The sequence below is a fragment of the Veillonella absiana genome (assembly GCF_032970865.1).
Taxonomy (GTDB): Bacteria; Bacillota; Negativicutes; order Veillonellales; family Veillonellaceae; genus Veillonella; species Veillonella absiana.
Genome location: NZ_JAWJZB010000014.1, coordinates 1 through 19,699, shown reverse-complemented (window position 1 = coordinate 19,699; position 19,699 = coordinate 1). Strand labels below are relative to the sequence as shown.

General features: G+C 36.0%; 11 protein-coding genes, 3 pseudogenes and 1 CRISPR repeat array. Of the genes and pseudogenes, 10 read left to right on the top strand and 4 right to left on the bottom strand.

Features of this window, described 5'->3' with window-relative positions; translation table 11 throughout:
- The first annotated feature begins 181 nt into the window (after nucleotides 1-181).
- From RVY80_RS09970 to RVY80_RS09960, 4 genes are all read left to right on the top strand, one after another.
- A complete protein-coding gene (locus tag RVY80_RS09970; RefSeq protein WP_317330497.1) occupies nucleotides 182-769 on the top strand; it encodes a YbgA family protein in 588 nt (195 codons plus the stop codon).
- Nucleotides 770-1,252: 483 nt separating this feature from the next.
- Complete coding sequence (locus tag RVY80_RS09965; protein ID WP_317330495.1) at nucleotides 1,253-1,573, top strand: hypothetical protein; 321 nt, start codon at nucleotides 1,253-1,255, stop codon at nucleotides 1,571-1,573.
- A gap of 31 nt (nucleotides 1,574-1,604) precedes the next feature.
- Nucleotides 1,605-1,880, top strand: coding sequence for an IS3 family transposase (locus tag RVY80_RS10250; protein WP_411040812.1), 276 nt, complete (start codon nucleotides 1,605-1,607; stop codon nucleotides 1,878-1,880).
- A gap of 120 nt (nucleotides 1,881-2,000) precedes the next feature.
- Nucleotides 2,001-2,435: a DDE-type integrase/transposase/recombinase gene (locus RVY80_RS09960; protein ID WP_317330493.1), complete on the top strand. Its 435-nt coding sequence runs from the start codon at nucleotides 2,001-2,003 to the stop codon at nucleotides 2,433-2,435.
- 23 nt (nucleotides 2,436-2,458) lie between these two features.
- On the opposite strand, the gene RVY80_RS09955 is transcribed toward RVY80_RS09960, so the two are convergent.
- Together RVY80_RS09955 and RVY80_RS09950 are read right to left on the bottom strand one after the other, a co-directional pair.
- Nucleotides 2,459-2,830 carry a DDE-type integrase/transposase/recombinase gene (locus RVY80_RS09955; RefSeq protein ID WP_317330491.1) on the bottom strand — a complete coding sequence of 124 codons (372 nt, stop codon included), beginning with the start codon at nucleotides 2,828-2,830 and terminating at the stop codon, nucleotides 2,459-2,461.
- Nucleotides 2,831-3,101: 271 nt separating this feature from the next.
- Complete coding sequence (locus RVY80_RS09950; protein WP_317330489.1) at nucleotides 3,102-3,260, bottom strand: hypothetical protein; 159 nt, start codon at nucleotides 3,258-3,260, stop codon at nucleotides 3,102-3,104.
- Here RVY80_RS09950 and RVY80_RS09945 point away from each other — a divergent pair.
- Together RVY80_RS09945 and RVY80_RS09940 are read left to right on the top strand one after the other, a co-directional pair.
- Nucleotides 3,196-3,588, top strand: a pseudogene (locus tag RVY80_RS09945) (IS30 family transposase); the annotation flags it as partial. The gene RVY80_RS09950 and the pseudogene RVY80_RS09945 sit on opposite strands and share 65 nt — an antisense overlap.
- A 127-nt stretch (nucleotides 3,589-3,715) precedes the next feature.
- On the top strand, nucleotides 3,716-11,293 hold the full coding sequence (locus RVY80_RS09940; RefSeq protein WP_317330487.1) for an ESPR-type extended signal peptide-containing protein: 7,578 nt from the start codon (nucleotides 3,716-3,718) through the stop codon (nucleotides 11,291-11,293).
- 287 nt (nucleotides 11,294-11,580) lie between these two features.
- Here the strand turns inward: RVY80_RS09940 and RVY80_RS10245 are convergent.
- A pseudogene (locus RVY80_RS10245) lies at nucleotides 11,581-11,823 on the bottom strand (transposase); the annotation flags it as partial.
- Nucleotides 11,824-12,045: 222 nt separating this feature from the next.
- Here RVY80_RS10245 and cas12a point away from each other — a divergent pair.
- The 4 genes and pseudogenes from cas12a to cas2 all read left to right on the top strand — a co-directional run bounded on the left by cas12a (nucleotide 12,046) and on the right by cas2 (nucleotide 17,174).
- Nucleotides 12,046-15,534 (top strand): type V CRISPR-associated protein Cas12a/Cpf1, encoded by a 3,489-nt coding sequence (cas12a, locus tag RVY80_RS09930; RefSeq protein ID WP_317330486.1) that lies wholly within the window; start codon nucleotides 12,046-12,048, stop codon nucleotides 15,532-15,534.
- Nucleotides 15,535-15,552: 18 nt separating this feature from the next.
- Nucleotides 15,553-15,954, top strand: a pseudogene (gene cas4 / locus RVY80_RS09925) (type V CRISPR-associated protein Cas4); the annotation flags it as partial.
- Nucleotides 15,944-16,915 (top strand): type V CRISPR-associated endonuclease Cas1, encoded by a 972-nt coding sequence (cas1, locus tag RVY80_RS09920; protein WP_317330485.1) that lies wholly within the window; start codon nucleotides 15,944-15,946, stop codon nucleotides 16,913-16,915. The pseudogene cas4 and the gene cas1, both read left to right, overlap by 11 nt.
- Nucleotides 16,902-17,174, top strand: coding sequence for a CRISPR-associated endonuclease Cas2 (gene cas2 / locus RVY80_RS09915; RefSeq protein WP_317330482.1), 273 nt, complete (start codon nucleotides 16,902-16,904; stop codon nucleotides 17,172-17,174). The genes cas1 and cas2 overlap by 14 nt, the downstream gene beginning before the upstream one ends.
- A gap of 132 nt (nucleotides 17,175-17,306) precedes the next feature.
- A CRISPR array of direct repeats spans nucleotides 17,307-19,538; the repeat unit is 36 nt; unit sequence GTCTATAAGACCTAAATAATTTCTACTGTTGTAGAT.
- Between the two features lie 24 nt (nucleotides 19,539-19,562).
- On the opposite strand, the gene RVY80_RS09910 is transcribed toward cas2, so the two are convergent.
- The coding region (locus RVY80_RS09910) for a transposase (protein WP_411040813.1) at nucleotides 19,563-19,699 on the bottom strand (137 nt) is incomplete at its 5' end.

The following is a 19,699-nucleotide window of genomic DNA, read 5'->3' as shown; positions in this document are numbered from 1 at the left end:
TGCTTTTTCGTTAGGTGTGTACTGTGTTCGTTTCATAGTGCCTCCGTTTGATTAAATATTACATTCAACCTAACTTAAAAAGCAACTTTTAGTGGTCTAAATTCTTGGGTCCATTATAGTTTAATTAAAGTGCCTGACGGTATAGAATTAGTTCAACCTAAATCTAAAAAATATTTAACGTATGATCGGAAAAAGTATGGGTTTATTTGCGGCTGAAATGGAAAAGCATTTCCCTTATTTGCCAATTGAAGAAGAAGGGAGATTAACAAACCTGATAATAAGAGAGCATTTTTTTACAAAACTATATGCGATTTTTAATTTTAAAAAAATGGCACAAAATAAATTTATGAAAAAATTAGCGGATTATCATGCAAAAAATAAATATTTATATTTTGTTTATAATCAAACATTAAAAAACAAATTAGGGTTAATTGTTGCAAATCATGAAAAATTAGAAACAAATATAGTGTTAGATAATTACTTTAATGAAATGGTAAAATTATTTTTGAACCTACCTTCTAAAAAGAATTACATTAATGCTTATCAACATATATTTGGGTATTTCTCGAACTTCGCGAGCAAAGAAGAAAAAGTGTTTATCTTACAATTAATGGAAAAATACAGAAATGGAAAGATCGACAAATCTGCCATAGCGAGTATTTTAAAAGGTTACTCTATAAAATATAATATTGAATACTTGTTAGGACAAACTATATTCGAGCCGTTTCCAGAAGAATTACTTTCATTAGATGATAGTGGTAAGCTTTAAGATGTCTCAGGTTAGAAATACAAAATTTATACAGAAAAATAAATGAAATCAGTTCAGAATGATATTGTTAATATCTCTTTACACTTTTAACTCAAGGATGTTTGAACTACGCAACACTCTGTGATGAGATATAGTACAGATGTCTCTTAACCATAGGAGGTAACCCTCAGTTGGTAGAGCAGATTCTCCTGTTATTCCAATAGCTGATGAAATATCTCCAGATGAGAGTTTTAACAGTTTCAACTTTCATTTTAGTGGTATCATAGCGATTATAGAGAAGTTCCTCTTTCAGCCTTGCCCACATGCTTTCGCATTGTGCATTATCATGGCATCTGCCACCTGCACTATTCATACTTTGGAGAATGCCATATTTACTTATTGCTTTTCGGTAGAGCTCACTAGTGGAGTGCTATCATTAAAGTAGAGTCATGAAACTCACCAAATATATGTTATTATCAAAGCACATAGAAAGGTGAGAACAACATGCAATATGAAAAATCATTTAAAGAACAGGCCGTTAAACTTTTTGATGAAATCGGCGTAAAAGCAGTTGCAAATCAACTTGGAATTCCTTACTATACTATTCCACTTGGAGAAATCAGCGAAAAAAATATGGAGCAGATACTTATGTTGGCAGTGGCCATAAAAGAATATCTTCGGATAACAAAGAGCAGCGTATTTTGGAGCTGGAAAAAGAAAATGCGTAACTCAAACATTCCAATGAGATCTTACAGGAGGCACCCGGTTTTTTCGCCGTACGCCGAAAGAAGTAAGAGCTCATCAGCGCTACCTTTTCATCTATGAACGTCACAGCAAACGTTGGACAATCAAACTGATGTGTCACATTCTTGGGGTCAGTACATCCGGTTATTTTAAATATAAAAAAATGATTGGACGTCCAAACAAGGATGCTATTCTTTCGGCAGAAATGGAAGCTATTTTAAACGAATCTCCATTTAATGACAATTACGGTGCTCCGCGGATGCAGTTGGCTTTGCTACAACGTGGCCTAAAAGCAGGAATCCGTAGAATTACAAGGATCATGCGCGAGCATGGATGGTTGCATAAACCGCGCCGAAAACCGAAAGGACTCACGCACCCTACTACTTAGATCCAAGAACAGGAAAATCTACTGAAACAGGATTTTTCTTCGAAAAAACCATTGAAAAAGCTTTTAACGGATATCTCTCAGATACAATGCTTGGATGGAAAGCTCTAGATTTCTTCCATCTTGGATTGTTTTAATGGGGAAATACTAACCCTGATTATGAGAGACAACATGAAGAAAGAGCTCTGTCTGGATACTCTTAAGGCTGTTACACATCGATATAAACTAGATGGGACTATCCTTCATTCGGACAGGGGCAGTCAGTATACCAGTGATGCCTTTCGTCAGGAATTATCAAACCTAGGACTGACGCAAAGTCTTAGCGGTGTGGATTATTGCTACGATAATGCAAGGATGGAAAGCTTCTTTGCTACCTTGAAGAAGGAGTTACTTTATCGCATCCCTACCTATAAGATGAAACGAGAGGATGTCAAGAGCATCATCTTCAAGTATGTGTTTACCTATTACAATCGAATCAGAGTCTATACTGCAAACCCAGGAGGATATCCTCCTGCTGTATATAGAGAGCTGTCAGCAGAACAACTTCTGGCAGCATAACCATCAAAGGAAATTTAGTGAGTTTATATGACTACACTTTTCTTGACAATTCCACTAGTGTACTGCGTGCCTCTGTCACTATGTATGATACATCCTCGGATTCCGGGATGTGATTTATAGGTATTTTCCAGCGTTTTTTCACAAAGAGTTGCTTTCATGTTTGTATCCATTGCTAATCCCAATACTGCAGAATCAAAGCAATCAAAAATAGCCGATACATATAGTTTACCATCCAGGCATTTTACTTGAGTCATATCTGTTACGCATTTTTCCAGAGGTTTATCAGATGTGAAGTTACGCTTGATCAGGTCATCTGATTTTCTGGCTTCTTTATCGGCTCTTGTGATTCCATTTGGCTTTCTCTTTGGCCTATGACTGATGCCAATTTCTTCCATATCTCGGTAAATGGTCCGTTCACTTGGAACATTGATGCCATCAGGCTGCTTTTGTTCCAATGCCTGATGCATTCGAACTCGCCCATAAGTATCATTGCATTCATCTTCAGCACAGTTATCTACATAGCATCAGCAAGAGACTGATATTTCCAAGGACTATTCTTATATTTTAAGTAATTATGAAAGCCTTGTCTTGTAACATAAAGACTTTTACAATAGAACGAGATTTTTCCTTCAAGTGTGCTTTCTTCTGTTTTAATAGCGATGAACATTAATCTCTGTTTTTTGCTGACTTCCGACGGCTGGCTGCGAAAAAGGCGCTCGCTTCCTCGAGAAATTCATTTTCTTCTTTTAAACGACGAATATTCATTGCTATTAAGATTCGACGTAAAGATGTAGCATCTGTAAAAGCTGCTTTACGTAGTCTCAAAATATATTATGGATCACAATTTGCTACTGTATTTAAAACAATTACAGCAGACAACGGAACTGAGTTTGCGGAATTATCTCAGTTAGAACGATATGGTATAATGGTATATTTTGCTCATCCATATAGCTCTTATGAGAGAGCTCAAAATGAGCGTCACAATCGCATGTTCAGAAAGTACGTACCTAAAGGAAAGTCTATCGAAAACTACTCTGCTGAGCAGATTCTCTGGTTTGCAGAGGATACGAATTCATTACCTAGAAAGTCCCTTGGGTATGATACGCCTGATGATTTATTTGAAGCTTATTTAGATACCGTCTATGCAGCTTAAATTATTTGGTTAAAGGTGTTCAATTTGAACTTGCAATTTTAGTTTTTTTCTAAAAAATGATATGATATATTTAGAAAAACATAAGTTTTTAATTATAAGGGTATTGTTTTTAGAGAGGAGAATATTTGTGAATAAAATTTATAAGGTAATTTATAACAAATCTCTACAAATGTATCAAGTGGTGTCGGAACTTGCTAAAGGGCAGGGAAAAGTAAATGTATCTAAGCGTTTTCGCCAAGGTAGAATTAATGCAGAAAAAGCTTTTTTGACAGCAATAGTGATTGGCGTATTATCATCGACGGTTACTTTCGCCGCAGGCGTGGTGAACAATGGTGATACTATTACAGGCGGTACTAATGTAACTGTTAACGAAACAGGCACGACGATTACGGTAGGATTAGATCCTGCAGTAGCAACGGATGCAGAAGTTACTGCAGCAGTGAATGCTTTAGCAAGTGGGCAAGTGGCAACTAATCAGGCGGATATTGCTACATTAAAGACAACCACAACACAACAGGGCACAGCTATTGGTAACTTGCAGTCGGCTGATACTAATTTGCAAAATCAAATCACCGCAAATGAAACAGCGAATGATACGAAAAACAGCCAACAAGATACAACAATAGCTGCCAATAAATCAGCTTCTGAAGCTGCCGATACAGCTCTTAGTAACCGCATTAACACAATTAACACTCTTAATACTACACTCGGTCTAGATGTGACTAAACCTGGTCTTAAGTATTTCAGAGCTAATTCTACAGAAGCAGATGCAATTGCAGGGGGCACTAACTCTATTGCAGTAGGTCCTAAAGCAGAAACAAAAGCAAATGCGGAAAGATCCGTTGCCATTGGTTATGATAGCACTGCTAGAGCAGCAGAATCTGTTGTTATTGGTGACCATGCTACTTCTCAAGGTAGTGCGAATAAGAGTGTTGCTATTGGTAATGCAGCGCGTACTGGCTCCAATACAGAAGGTGGAGACACTACAATGGATGGGGCAGGAAGCCCTGTTCTTGGTGATGGTACAAGTGCTATTGCTGTTGGCGACTCTTCTATTGCTCGTGGTGAAAGAGTAATTGCTATTGGTAAGGGTGCTGCTACTTATAATAGAGATGCAGAGTCTAGATTCTCTTATGATAGCATGGCAATTGGTACTGAAGCTATTGTGATTGCAGCTGATAATGCTATTGCGTTAGGGAAAAATGCAAAAATTGCTAAAAATGCAGATTCTTCTGTTGCAATTGGTGACACAGCCGTATCTAGTGGAAAACGTGCAGTTGCTCTTGGCGTAGGGGCAACTGCTGGTGGAGTTTCTTCGTTAGCACTTGGCGATGGTGCAAATAGTACACAAGATAATACTGTAGCTATAGGTAAGGGTTCTAAAGCATACCAAACAGATACCGTTGCGATTGGAGATAATGCTACAGCTTTGACAACAAAAACTATATCAATTGGTCTCAATGCAGGTGCTGGTCAAGCTGCTGATGCAACAGGTACGAAACATTCGCATATAAATATTGGCGAAAATGCTGGTGCAAATGTAAATGGGCAATATAATATTGGTATTGGGTATAATGCGGGTTCTGGTGTAAGTGGTAAGGCTAGTATTGCTATGGGGGTTGAAGCTGGTAAGAATTTAACGAATCAACCAGAAACAGTAACAGATAATGTTTCTATTGGTAATAAAGCAAACTCTTATGCTAGTGCAACATCTATTGAAAAAGCAGTTGCTATTGGTGGTGCAGTGAAAGCACAAACAGGTAGTGTTGGTATTGGTTATGAAACAAATGCACAAGGTAAACAAGCAGTGGCATTGGGATTCCAGGCAAGTACTACGGGAGATCAAGGTGTAGCGGTGGGATATTCTGCAAAAGCTGATGCGAATAATGTGGCATTAGGATCTAATTCAGTAGCTACAAAGAAAACAGCGACTGGTTATCTTACTGGAATGGCATCAGAATCAGTAGTTTCTGTAGGTTCTAAGGATACAAATACAATGCGTCGTATTGTCAATGTAGCTGATGGTGCAGATGATCAAGATGCAGCTACTGTTGCACAATTGAAAAAAGTAAAAGATAAAGTATTGGCAGATGTAAACACAGCAATTAACAATTTGCCAGCTAATCAAAATAGAGGGATAACTTACGATGCAGTTAACAGTTCATCAACTACTGCTGACGCAAGTATCAGTTTGAAAAATGATACAGGGAAAGGCACTCGTATTTCAAACGTATCAAATCCAGTAACCGATATGGATGCGGTTAATTTACAGACTTTAAAAGCAGCAGTGAAAGAAGGTCAGCCAAAATATTTTAGTGCTAATAATCAAGGTGGAGACTATGGTAATGCAGATAATGCCAATGCTACTGGAAAACGTTCTCTTGCTATTGGGCAAACAGTACAGGCTACTGCCGAAAATTCGGTAGCGGTTGGTAATGATGCAAATGCATATGGTATAGGTTCTATTGCAATCGGTTCTAAGTATGTAGGTAATGCAGCTCTTGATGATGGTGCTACGGATCTATCTAGTGATACAAGCGTATCTAAGCAAAGTCAAGATTATCGCTATGGTATAGCTATTGGTGCAGGTGCTATTACAGAGGGGAATAACTCGCTTGCTATTGGCAGTTTGGCTTCTGTTACTAATCAGAATATAGCTACTGGTACTGTTGATAGAGGCGTTGCTGTGGGATATCGTGCTAGATCTTCTGCAGATAAAGCCAATGCTATTGGTGACCGGGCTATTGCTAGTGGTAAGATGGCTAGTGCCATGGGGAGTGAAAGCTTGGCTGCTGGTACTTCCTCAATCGCAATTGGTACAAAAGCACAAACTGGAGCAGAGAACGATATAGCTATCGGAACTAATCAAAGTGTGACAGGTAAAAATTCTGGTAGTATAGGTTATGCAGGCCTTGAAACCGATGCGAACAAGACCGTTATTACTGGAGAGGGTACATATTCTTTGGGTAATACAAACAGTCGTGTTGTTGGAGCTGAAAGTGGTATCTTTGGTAACTCTAATTCAATAAACGCTGTAACTAATGTGCGTGTAGTAGGTAACACAAATAAAATCGGAGAAATAACTCCAGCCTCAGGGGCGCAAGCTCCTGATCCAAATACGGCTACTCCAGTTACTTATTTAAAAGACATTTATGTAAACGGTTACAATAATAAAATCAGTAGTGGCAGCAAACTTGCAAAAGATTTAAGTGGGATGTTTGTTCTTGGACATGATAACGAAGTGGCAAATATTACAGATCCTAATGCACCTGGAGAATTAGCAATTACTGATTCTACAGTAATTGGCGCACGTAACAAAGTAAATACAGAAGGCGCTTCTTACTTTGTATTAGGTAATGATGTAACAGCAACGCTTGCAAATTCAGTATATCTTGGAAGCAAATCTGCTTATACAGTAAAAGGCGCGTCTACTGCAGGTAATACAAATTATGCTTCTGAAGTGTTGAATGGACAAGCAAGAAACTTTGCAGGTGGAACAAATCTTGCTGGAGTAGTGACGGTAGGTGCACCTGGTGCAGAACGTCGTATTCAAAATGTAGGTGCTGGTTTAATTAATGCTACAAGTACAGATGCGATTAATGGTAGCCAATTGTATCAATTCACATTACCACTTCGTTTTGCAGGAGATAACTCTACCATTGGATCTACTGCAGCAGCAGATGTGAATGTAATTAAACGTGCTTCTGACCAAGCGATGTCTATTCTTGGTGGTGCAACTAATTTAAGTGATAATAATATTGGTGTAGTAGCAGATGCAGCTACTAATAAAATGACTGTTAAATTGTCGAAAGAATTAAAGAACCTAACTAGCGTTCAAACTGTGAATGGTACCAAAACAACAACAATGACTGGTGATGGTACAACTGTTAAAGACGGTGCGAATGTAACGACAGTTACTGCTGCTGGTACGACGGTGACAAATAATACGAAGAAGGTAACCCTTGCTGCTACTGGCCTCGACAACGGTAATAATCAAATCGTAAATGTAGCAAGTGGTCTTGGCGGCTCTACATTAGAAAATGCATCTGGTAATACACTTAATAACGCTACGAATGTTGACGATTTAAAACAAGCTATCACTAATATTACTGCCAAAGGTACAGGTTATGGTGGTGATGCAGGTACAGCTTTCATTAATCCACTTGGACAACAAACAAATGTAAAAGGCGGTATAACGGATACCAATAAGTTAACTGATGGTAATATTGGCGTTGTTTCTGATGCAGGCAGCAAGACATTGAATGTAAAACTTGCGAAAGATTTACAAGGCTTAAATTCCGTAACAACTACGACACCAGATGGTAAAACGAATGTGATGAACAGCAGTGGTAATACGGTGACCAATGGTACAAATGTAACAACGGTAACGGCTGCTGGCACGACAGTTACAGATGGAAATAAGAAAGTAACAGTTACAGTTACAGCAAACGGCTTAGATAACGGTGGTAATAAATTTGTCAATGTGGCTAGTGGTTTAGATGGTGGTACTTTAGAAACTGCATCTGGTTCTACGCTTACAAATGCTGCTAATATTCGTGATTTGCAGACTGCTATTACGAACCTTGATACGACTTTGACGAATAAAGGTACAGGCTATGGTGGTGATGCGGGAACTGCTTTCGTAACACCATTAGGAGAACAAACGAATATCAAAGGCGGCGTAACGGATCCTTCTAAATTGTCAGACGGTAATATTGGTGTGGTAGCAGATGCTACAACGAAGACATTAAATGTAAAACTTGCGAAAGATTTACAAGGCCTTAACTCTGTTACTACTACAACAGCAGATGGTAAGACCAATGTGATGAACAGTACTGGTAACACTATTACAGATGGAACGAAAGTGACAACTGTAACTGCTGGTAGCACGACTGTAAAAGACGGTAATAATGTAACAACTATTTCTTCTACTGGTACAACAGTAACTAGTACAACAGTAACGGGTGAAAATAAGACAGTAAAAGTTACAGCAAACGGCTTAGATAACGGTGGTAATAAAGTTGTCAATGTGGCTAGTGGTTTAGATGGTGGTACTTTAGAAACTGCATCTGGTTTGACGCTTACAAATGCTGCTAATATTGGAGACCTTAAAACGGCTGTAAATAATATTACAGATGCTGGATTTGGACTCAAAGATGAAGCTGGTAACGTAATTAATCAAAAACTTGGCACTGCTATTCAAGTAACAGGTGATAGTAATATTGATACGAAAGTAGTAGATGCTGTGGATGCTAATGGTGAGCCAACAGGTGGTAAAGCGTTACAAGTTTCTCTTAATAATGAGTTAGAAATTGGTAAGGCTGGCGCTGATGGAAAAGACGGTAAAATCGGAGTCAATGGTAAAGATGGTTCTGGCGTTGTCATTAACGGTAAAGATGGTTCAATTGGTCTTAATGGTGCAAAAGGAGCTAATGGATTAACCATTAAAGGCGCCGATGGCAAAGCGGGTGTAGATGGAGCTCCAGGAGAAACTAAAACTCGTATCACTTATGAATACACGAAACCAGATGGCACTACAGGAACAGAAAAAGTAGCTACTCTTAATGACGGTATGAAGTATGGTGGTGATTTAGGTACTGGTGGCGATGCATCTAAGCAAGTTATTAAGAAGAAATTAAACGAACAAGTAAATGTAGTTGGTGGCATTACTGATATGAAAAAAGTAGCAGATGTTCCTAACATCGCAGTAATTGCTGATGGCACAGATAACTTGACCCTTCGTTTAGCAAAAGACTTACAAGGTCTCACTTCTGTAACAACAACCACTCCAGATGGCAAAACTAATGTGATGAATGGTACTGGTAACACCATGACTGACCATGATAAAGTAAATACAGTTACGGCAGCGGGAACAACTATCACAGATGGTACTAAGAAAGTAACTCTTACTGCGGATGGCCTCAATAATGGCGACAATCAAATTACTAATGTAGCGAGTGGATATGCTACTGGCGAAACGATTCATAACGTGAGTGATGCAAGCAAATCTAATGCGGCGACTATTGGTGATTTAACTAAAGTTGTTGATAAGACAGTTGGTGGTTTTGGTTTAATCGATAAAGAAGGTACGGAGTACAAAGAAGATCTTGGTAAATCGATTAAAGTGACTGGCGATGATAACATCAATACGAAGTTTATCGACTACACAACGACTGAAAATGGTCAACAAGTAACGAAGAAAGCATTGCAAGTAAGCCTCGCAGATGATATTACTATCGGTAAACCTGGTGCAGATGGTAAAGATGGAAAGATTACTGTTACAGGGAAAGATGGTAATGCCGTAGTAATTGATGGTAAAGATGGTGCTGTAGGCGCAACTGGTGCTAATGGTGCGAGTGCAGTCTTAAATGGTAAAGATGGTTCTCTTGGTTTAACTGGACCAAATGGTGAAAACGGTATTTCCATTAAGGGTGATCAAGGCCCTGCTGGTGTAAATGGTGCAGATGGTGAAATGAAGACTCGTATGGTTTATGAGTATAAAGATGCTTCTGGACAACCAGTAAAAGAAACAGTGGCAACACTTAACGACGGTATGAAGTATGGTGGTGACACTGGCACTAATCTTGCTATGAAGTTGAATGAGAAAGTAAATATCGTTGGCGGTATTACGGATGAAAGCAAACTTGCTCAAGATCCTAACATAGGTGTAGTGGCTGACGGCACAGATACCTTAAAGATTAAGTTAGCAAAAAACCTTAAAGGCTTAGAATCCGTTCAAACTGGCGATACTACGATGAATTCTGATGGTTTAACAATTATCAATGGACCATCTATCACGAAGACTGGTATTGATGCAGGAGATATGAATATTACTAATGTAGCCCCAGGTCTCATCGGACCAAATAGTAAAGATGCTATTAATGGTTCACAATTATGGGATACAAATCAAAAAGTCTCCAAACTTGGTAATCAAATTAACCGTGTAGGTGCTGGAGCTGCAGCTCTCTCCGCATTACATCCATTGGACTTCGATCCAGATGATAAATGGGATATCACTGCAGGCTATGGTAACTACAAGGGTGCGCATGCCCTTGCATTGGGCACCTTCTATCGGCCAAATGAAAGCACTATGTTTAGTTTAGGAGCTTCCATTGGTGGTGGTGAAAATATGGTTAACGCTGGGATTAGTGTGAAATTAGGTCAAGGTAATAATGTTACGACTTCTCGTGTTGCGATGGCGAAGGAAATCATTGATTTACGTGATGATAATAAGGAATTACGTAAGCAAGTAGAAGAAATTAATAATAGGCTAAATTCTCTTCTAGGTATTTTAGATATGAATAAGAGAAAAGATTTCCCTGATGTTCCAGACAATCATTGGGCTTATAATTATGTAGCAACGCTTGCTGGAAATGGCCTTGTGGAAGGTTATCCAGATGGAACATTTGGTGGCGATCGCACGATGACTCGTTATGAATTTGCGGCTATTATCTATCGCGCTCTTAAAAATGGAGCTCCTGTAGATGAAAATATGGATCGAGCAATGAATGAATTTGAACCAGAACTTCGTCAAATTCGTTTAGATCGAATTCGTGTGGATCGTATCTCAGGTAATGATACTGATAAATATAAGGTAGAACGTGTTCGCGTTAATAACAAAGATAATGAAGAAAAGAATGATTATCGTGATATTTATGGCAGTAGCATTCCAAAACCAATAGTGGAAACTGAGATAGCAGAGTAAGCGATGATGAATTAAGTTTTTAAAGATTTTTCTCAAATACTTATGTAATATTTTTAATTGAGCATCCAAAAGGAGATACTGTGCAACTGTTGCAGTATCTCTTTTTGAGTTTATAGAATATATTTAAGCAAAATAGGTGTTCCGCAATTACCTTCTACATAGGGGGTGTAATAGGTTACTCATTGAACAACCGAGCCACATCGAGTGTGTAGGTCTGCTTACTCGCGTGGAACGTTGATATAATAAGGTTTTGAGCAGTTTGGTGTAATGCCAGGATTGATCTTTTTTCATGTTAAAATGACGATTTTTGGGTTGACCGTAGAGTTGATGGAAATGATTTGGAGTTTTGAGTTGACAGGTTTTACACCGTAGACTTGATAGGTTGGAGATAGGCGAATGTAGGAATCCATACGTGGAAAAATGCCTATGACTTTAGTGCGACGGCGTAATTCCCTGTTTAGCCGCTCCAGAAGGTGGGTAGATGCGACTTTATGAGCGTCAATTTGCCAGAAATTGAAGAATTGAAGGGATATTCTTTACTAAGCATCGATTAACGTATTGATAGACCCTTCGCTATCTGTTGAACAACGTAAGCCGTTTATTAAGAGGGGAAAATATTCAGGCAGGAATAGATTCGCATTTAATTGAATATATAATATAGTATGTTTTATGAGTTAAAGATAGTAGTTAGGAAGAATTATCTTTAATTATGCTTTAAAGTACATGTTGTGAATAGGGCCGGGGAGGTTAGTATGAGTAAGTTTCAAAATCTTTATACCATTAATAAGACACTTCGTTTTGGGTTGAAACCTTTTGGTAAAACCTTAGAAAATTTTAATAAAACGAATTTGTTACAACTGGATGAATATAAAGCTAAGCATAGAAAAGAAGTACAAAGGTTGTTTGATGAAAATTTTAAACAACTGATTGAAGAACGATTACGAGGTCTTTCTTTAGATACACAAGCTCTTGAAGAAGCTTTTGATATCAATAAACGTGATGCTGCATTAATATCTCTAAAAAAACAAGTGACAGGTATTTGCTATGATTCTGAAATGAAAAAAACATATTTACAGGCAGATAAGCATTTCCAAAAACTCTTAGCGGCAGGTCCTAATCAAGATATGGTATGTACAATGGTATGTACATATGATAAGTTTAGTACTTATTTTGTGAATTTCTTTGACATTCGTACGTATATTTTTAAGGGAGATACATCAGGGTCTATTGCTTACAGATTAATTGATGAAAATTTAACAATTTTTAAAAAGAATGTAGATAAGATTGCTAAATTACCAGTAGGTTTAAAAGATGAAGTTGAAGAATTAGCGGACATAGAGTCTTTACAAAGCTATAATTCCTATCTTACCCAATCGGGTATTACTGAATATAATGAGCTTTTAGGAGGTATTGCTTATGAAGATGGTACAAAACTACAAGGGATTAATGAAAAAATCAACTTATACGGGCAAAAGAATAAATTAAAATTACCTCGACTAGAATCGTTGTATAAAATGATTTTATCAGATAGAGAAACGCAGTCCTTTGTTTTATCTATCATTGAAAACGATGCAGAGTTGATTGGACAAATTTCAACTTTACTAAAAGATGTATTATTATCTAAAACATTAGCACTTTCTGATGTAGATGGAGTATTTATTAAATATACACAACTAGGCAATTTGCCAAGCGTACCATATACAGTGATTAACAGCAAAATTAATGAAGCTTTTGATGCTACTTATACAGGTAAAAAAGAAGGGGAAAAATACAAAGTTACAAAGAAGAAAACAATTGAAAAAGATGTATACTCGTTAAGTAAAATAGAGAAGCTGTTCCAGGACAGTGACATCAATGTTTCAGAGGCGTTGAAAAATAAGTATGGAGTGCTTATTGCTTCTTATGAAGAAGCAAAGGAGCTGTTTAATAGTATAGACTGGACAGAAATTAAAAATATAAAACAGTCTGGTCACACAATTATCATAAAAGATGTTTTAGACGCACTAAAAAATATCCAATTCTTCTATAATTTATTTGATGTTGTAGAAGAAAATTTAAATCCTTCCATCGAGTTTTATAATGAGCTAAGCTTGAATAAAAATCAGCTAGGGAATGAATTTAATAGTACGTACAATAAAGCAAGAAACTACTTAACTAAAAAAGAATACTCTGAGGAGAAATTCAAACTTAACTTTGACTCGCCAACATTAGCAGACGGCTGGGATGTAAATAAAGAAACGGCTAACCTTACTATTTTATTGAGGCGTTTTAATAGTGAAAGAAATAATTATGATTATTTCTTGGGCGTTTGGAAAAAAGCTGTACCAAGTAGAGAAAAGAATCTAATCATTAATGCTGACGGTGAATTTGAAAAAATGGATTATAAACTATATCCTGATCCATCAAAAATGCTACCAAAGCAATTTGTTAGTGCTCAATCTTGGTTTGACAAATACCCAGCATCACCAGAGTTTATGGGAAAATATGAGGCAGGTCTTCATAAAAAGGGAAATAATTTTGATATAGAATTCTTGCATGAACTAATTAATCGATATAAACATGGTTTAAAACATCATGAAAATAAATATGAGGAAACTTTTAATTTTGAATTAAAGGAAACAGAGGAATACTCTGAATATTCAGAATTTATTCAGGATGTAAGTAAAAGTAATTATAAAGTTAAATTTAATCATGTAGCAGGAGTAGAGGAATTAGTTGAAGAAGGAAAGTTATATTTATTCCAAATATGGTCTAAAGATTTCTCTACTTTCTCTAAAGGCACTAAAAATTTAAATACTATCTATTTTGAAAGTTTATTTTCTGAAGAAAATCTAGAAAAAAGGATTTTTAAGCTATCTGGTGGTGCAGAATTATTCTACAGACCTAAATCCTTAACATATACTAAAGAGCTTATGGAAAAAGGGCATCATTATAATGAGTTGAAAGATAGTTTCAACTATCCAATTATTAAGGATAAACGGTATACAGAAGATAAGTTTATGTTCCATGTACCAATCCAAATTAACTATGGTGCAGAAAACTTAGGTCCAGTTAAACTAAATAACCGAATAAATGAAAATATAGATGGATTTACACATATTATTGGTATAGACAGAGGGGAGCGCCATCTTGTTTATATCTCTGTAGTAGATGTGAAAACAGGAAAAATTGTAGAACAAAAACATTTAGATGAAATTGTTAATATTGATTCGAAAGGGAAGAAACATTGTACTCCGTACTTACAAAAACTAGATGAAAGAAGTAAAACTAGAGACCAAGAACGTAAATCTTGGGAAGCTATTGAAACGATTAAAGAACTAAAAGATGGCTATATCTCACAAGTTGTAAATGAGATTTGTACACTGCAACAGAAATATAATGCACTCATTGTTATGGAGAACCTCAATCTAGGGTTTAAACGGTCACGTTTTAAAGTGGAAAAACAAATTTATCAAAAATTTGAAACAGCACTAATCAAGAAGTTTAACTATATTATTGATAAGAAAGATAATTCTACCTACTTACATGGTTTACAATTGGCCAATCCTATTCAAACTCTAAACAGTATAGGTAAGCAGTCGGGTATTATTTTCTACATTCCTGCATGGAATACATCTAAAATTGATCCAACAACAGGGTTTGTAAATTTACTTTATGGAGCAGATTTGAGATACACCAATAAAGAGCAAGCAGAAGCTTTCATTAATAAGCTAGATAAAATATATTTTGAGGATGGTGTATTCAAATTTGATATTGACTTCAAGAAATGGAACCAGCGATATGCTAAATCTTGTACAAAATGGACTCTAACTAGTTATGGTACTCGCGTTGAGACAAAACGAGATGTAATTAAAAATAATATGTGGTGCTCTAATGAAATTGATTTGACTGCAGAGTTTGAAAAAATACTTAATAAAAGAGATGGAAGCTTAAAAACTTGTGATGTAGAAACATATAAGCGATTCTTGTACTTGTTTAAGCTATTGCTCCAAATTCGTAACTCAATTACTGGCACGGATACTGACTATATGATTTCACCAGTTATAGCTGCTGATGGACAACAATTTGATTCAAGGGCGGTAGGGATGTCTTTGCCTAATGGGCTGCCTAAAGATGCTGATGCTAATGGTGCGTATAATATTGCACGAAAAGGACTGATGGCGGTGCATAATATTAAAGCAGGCTTTAAAAAACCATTTGAAATATCTAACGAAGAGTACTTAGAATATCTTCAAAAGTAATCGGTATATTATTCCACATCTAAAGATATGTTACAAGGCATTGAAGTATATTCTGATATATATAGAATCATAGGAAAGATTGATATATATGACAGAAAAAAAGAAGCATTAGTAGAGCGGAAGAATAAAATTACAACTATTTATGACGGCTATATATTTCAATTGTATGCTCAATATTTTGCCATGACAGAACAGGGGCATAAGGTAAAAGCTCTAAATCTTTATTCATATGCAGATAATAAATCATATAAGGTGGAATTACCAGAAGAGAATGAAGGGATGTTCCATAAGTTTAAGCAATTACTATATGATATTAGAACGTTTGATTTAAGAAAATTTCATCAGAATAACACGGAAAAGTGCAAGCACTGTATTTATGTTCAGCTTTGTGTAAGTCAGGGTGAAAAGTATGTTGAGTGAACCAGGATTTTCAATGCGCAAGATTGTCATGATTCATGCTAACCAAGGGCAGAAAATTAGCTTTTTGAATGACAATCTTGTGGTCAAAGATAAGGAAGGAAAAATAATTTTACAGTATACTTGCCATAGGGTATTTATTATCTATATTATAGGTGGATTTACTGTGACTAGTGGACTAATTGAACGGGGCCGACGATTTGGTATATCTTTTGTATTTCTTACTGCTGGCTATAAATTTTATGAAAGCATCCCTTATGCATCAAGAGGAAATACAATGCTTGTTAGTCGACAATACACAAGTAATATCAATGGTCAAATAGCGCAAAAAATTGTTGAAAACAAGATTCTCAATCAAAGGAAAGCCTTATTATCATTGCGTAAATATAAAGACGGCATTGTGATGCTTGACAAACGATTAGAGAGTCTAGTAGAACCGATAGATGATTTAGCTACTTTATTAGGTATAGAAGGGACTGCAGCCAAAATCTATTTTAATCGAGTTTTTGAAGATGCTAATTGGCAAGGTCGCCAACCTAGAGTTAAAAATGATGTAATCAATCTGTTATTAGATATTGGCTATACAGTGCTATTTAATTATGTTGATGCTATGACATCTATGTATGGATTTGATGTTTATAAAGGTAATTTGCATCAAGAGTTTTATAAGCGTAAATCCTTAATTTGTGATTTAGTAGAACCATTTCGTGTCATTGTCGACCTTAAAATAAGAAAAATGTATAATTTAAAGCAAATCTCAGAAGATGATTTTATCTGTCAACGAGGCCGCTATATGATTAATTTCAAGAGCAAAACCAATTATGGGGTAGAATTTGCAAAGGAGATTAATGATTATAGCATATGCATTTACCGCTATGTAAAAGGCTACTATAGATGGTTTATGACCAGCGAAGATATTAGTAAAATGCCTATGGCGGAGGTTGTAAAAAATGATTTTAATTAGTTACGATATTGCTGATGATAAGAAACGATCTAGGTTTAATAAATTTATTCGCAAATTTGGGTTTATGTTACAGTATTCTGTATATGAAATTACAAATAGTGAAAGTATGCTAGATAAGATAATCTGGGAGATAGAACATCGTTGGGAACCAACATTTGATGAAAGTGATTCAGTCATCATTATAAAAACTAGCAAAACATGTAGAATATCAAAATTTGGGTATGCAAAACATGATGAAGATAGTATAGTAGTAATATAATGGGTCTTATAGATTAACATGCAAATCTGAGTCTTAATGTAAAAATAGGAGAGAATTTGTGCTTAAATTGGACGTAACTAATGATTTTTTGTTGCTGGAGCAACAAATTCTCTCCAAAATAAACAATTTGGGGTCTATAAGACCTAAATAATTTCTACTGTTGTAGATATTTCGTTCTTTTGCTCGTTCAAGTATGTCTATAAGACCTAAATAATTTCTACTGTTGTAGATGAAGTCAAGAGGCGTAAGGCATGAACGTCTATAAGACCTAAATAATTTCTACTGTTGTAGATGATTGCAGCGAGCGCGACTTATCGTGGTCTATAAGACCTAAATAATTTCTACTGTTGTAGATTTGGCTGTAGAATTGAGGGATAAGCCGTCTATAAGACCTAAATAATTTCTACTGTTGTAGATATCATTGATATAATCAGAGTTACCGCGTCTATAAGACCTAAATAATTTCTACTGTTGTAGATGTTTGGTACTTGTACATAAAATTAAAAAGTCTATAAGACCTAAATAATTTCTACTGTTGTAGATAGCATTGATTACATGCTTTTTGATACGTCTATAAGACCTAAATAATTTCTACTGTTGTAGATAATCTGCTATGGCCGATGTACGTAAAGGTCTATAAGACCTAAATAATTTCTACTGTTGTAGATAATCTGCTATGGCCGATGTACGTAAAGGTCTATAAGACCTAAATAATTTCTACTGTTGTAGATCAAATTCTAGTCCACATATCGATTAGTGTCTATAAGACCTAAATAATTTCTACTGTTGTAGATATGTGGCTCAACTCGTGTAATAATTCCGTCTATAAGACCTAAATAATTTCTACTGTTGTAGATTCAAAGAGGAGATAAAGACAATGAAAAAAGTCTATAAGACCTAAATAATTTCTACTGTTGTAGATCCACCCCCACTTAGGGGGTGGGTGGCGGTCTATAAGACCTAAATAATTTCTACTGTTGTAGATCCATAGCTCATAAGCGGTAACCGCTTTGTCTATAAGACCTAAATAATTTCTACTGTTGTAGATAACCAATAATGCGCCCCGTGCGGAGTTGTCTATAAGACCTAAATAATTTCTACTGTTGTAGATGTGATACCCGTCTAGTTTATCTGCATTAGTCTATAAGACCTAAATAATTTCTACTGTTGTAGATATTCAAGTCTTTCCCACAATGACGAGGTCTATAAGACCTAAATAATTTCTACTGTTGTAGATCTAACACGCTGTATATACTCCTTTACAGTCTATAAGACCTAAATAATTTCTACTGTTGTAGATAACATTGCTAACTACGTATGAATTGGTGTCTATAAGACCTAAATAATTTCTACTGTTGTAGATACGGATATCTTCGTGTGCAGATAAATGTCTATAAGACCTAAATAATTTCTACTGTTGTAGATTCTCATCAAGTAGGATTTAAAACAGAGTCTATAAGACCTAAATAATTTCTACTGTTGTAGATGTGCTTTAAGTTCCAACTGAATTTTATGTCTATAAGACCTAAATAATTTCTACTGTTGTAGATCCGGTATAAAACAAAATGGTTTGCATGTCTATAAGACCTAAATAATTTCTACTGTTGTAGATTAATGTATCTTCTGGAATCCAATACAGTCTATAAGACCTAAATAATTTCTACTGTTGTAGATCGTGAGCAACACCTCACAATGTGAGCGTCTATAAGACCTAAATAATTTCTACTGTTGTAGATGCGGAATTGGTGGGTTTCATAGTGGTTTGTCTATAAGACCTAAATAATTTCTACTGTTGTAGATCAGTACGTGAGCAAAGTTATGACGTAGTCTATAAGACCTAAATAATTTCTACTGTTGTAGATCACTGGAGCTGGTCTCCTACGCTGTAGTGTCTATAAGACCTAAATAATTTCTACTGTTGTAGATAATGAGTGGCTTCCATACAGTTTTCGTGTCTATAAGACCTAAATAATTTCTACTGTTGTAGATAGCATTGATTACACACTTTCTTGTATGTCTATAAGACCTAAATAATTTCTACTGTTGTAGATAGCATTGATTACACACTTTCTTGTATGTCTATAAGACCTAAATAATTTCTACTGTTGTAGATATACCGAGACAGCTGACGGAGTAATCGTCTATAAGACCTAAATAATTTCTACTGTTGTAGATCTGGAGTGTTGGGAGAAGAAACTATCCTGTCTATAAGACCTAAATAATTTCTACTGTTATAGATTTCCTTGACCAGTCTATTAAAGCCTTGAGCCATAAGACCTAAATAAATTCTACTGTTGTAGATTGGTGAATAATGGAGTTGTGAAGGAAGTCTATAAGATCTAAATAATTCCTGCTGTTGTAGATTGAGGGCAACGAATGTTGGATGGTTTACAATAAATTAGACCTTGGATAAATAACCTTTATCCCCATTTCACGCATATGACGCTGTACAGCTTTACGGTTGACAATATATCCATACTCATCTGCCAGTGCCAATGCAATCCGTCTTGACCCAAAGAATGGAG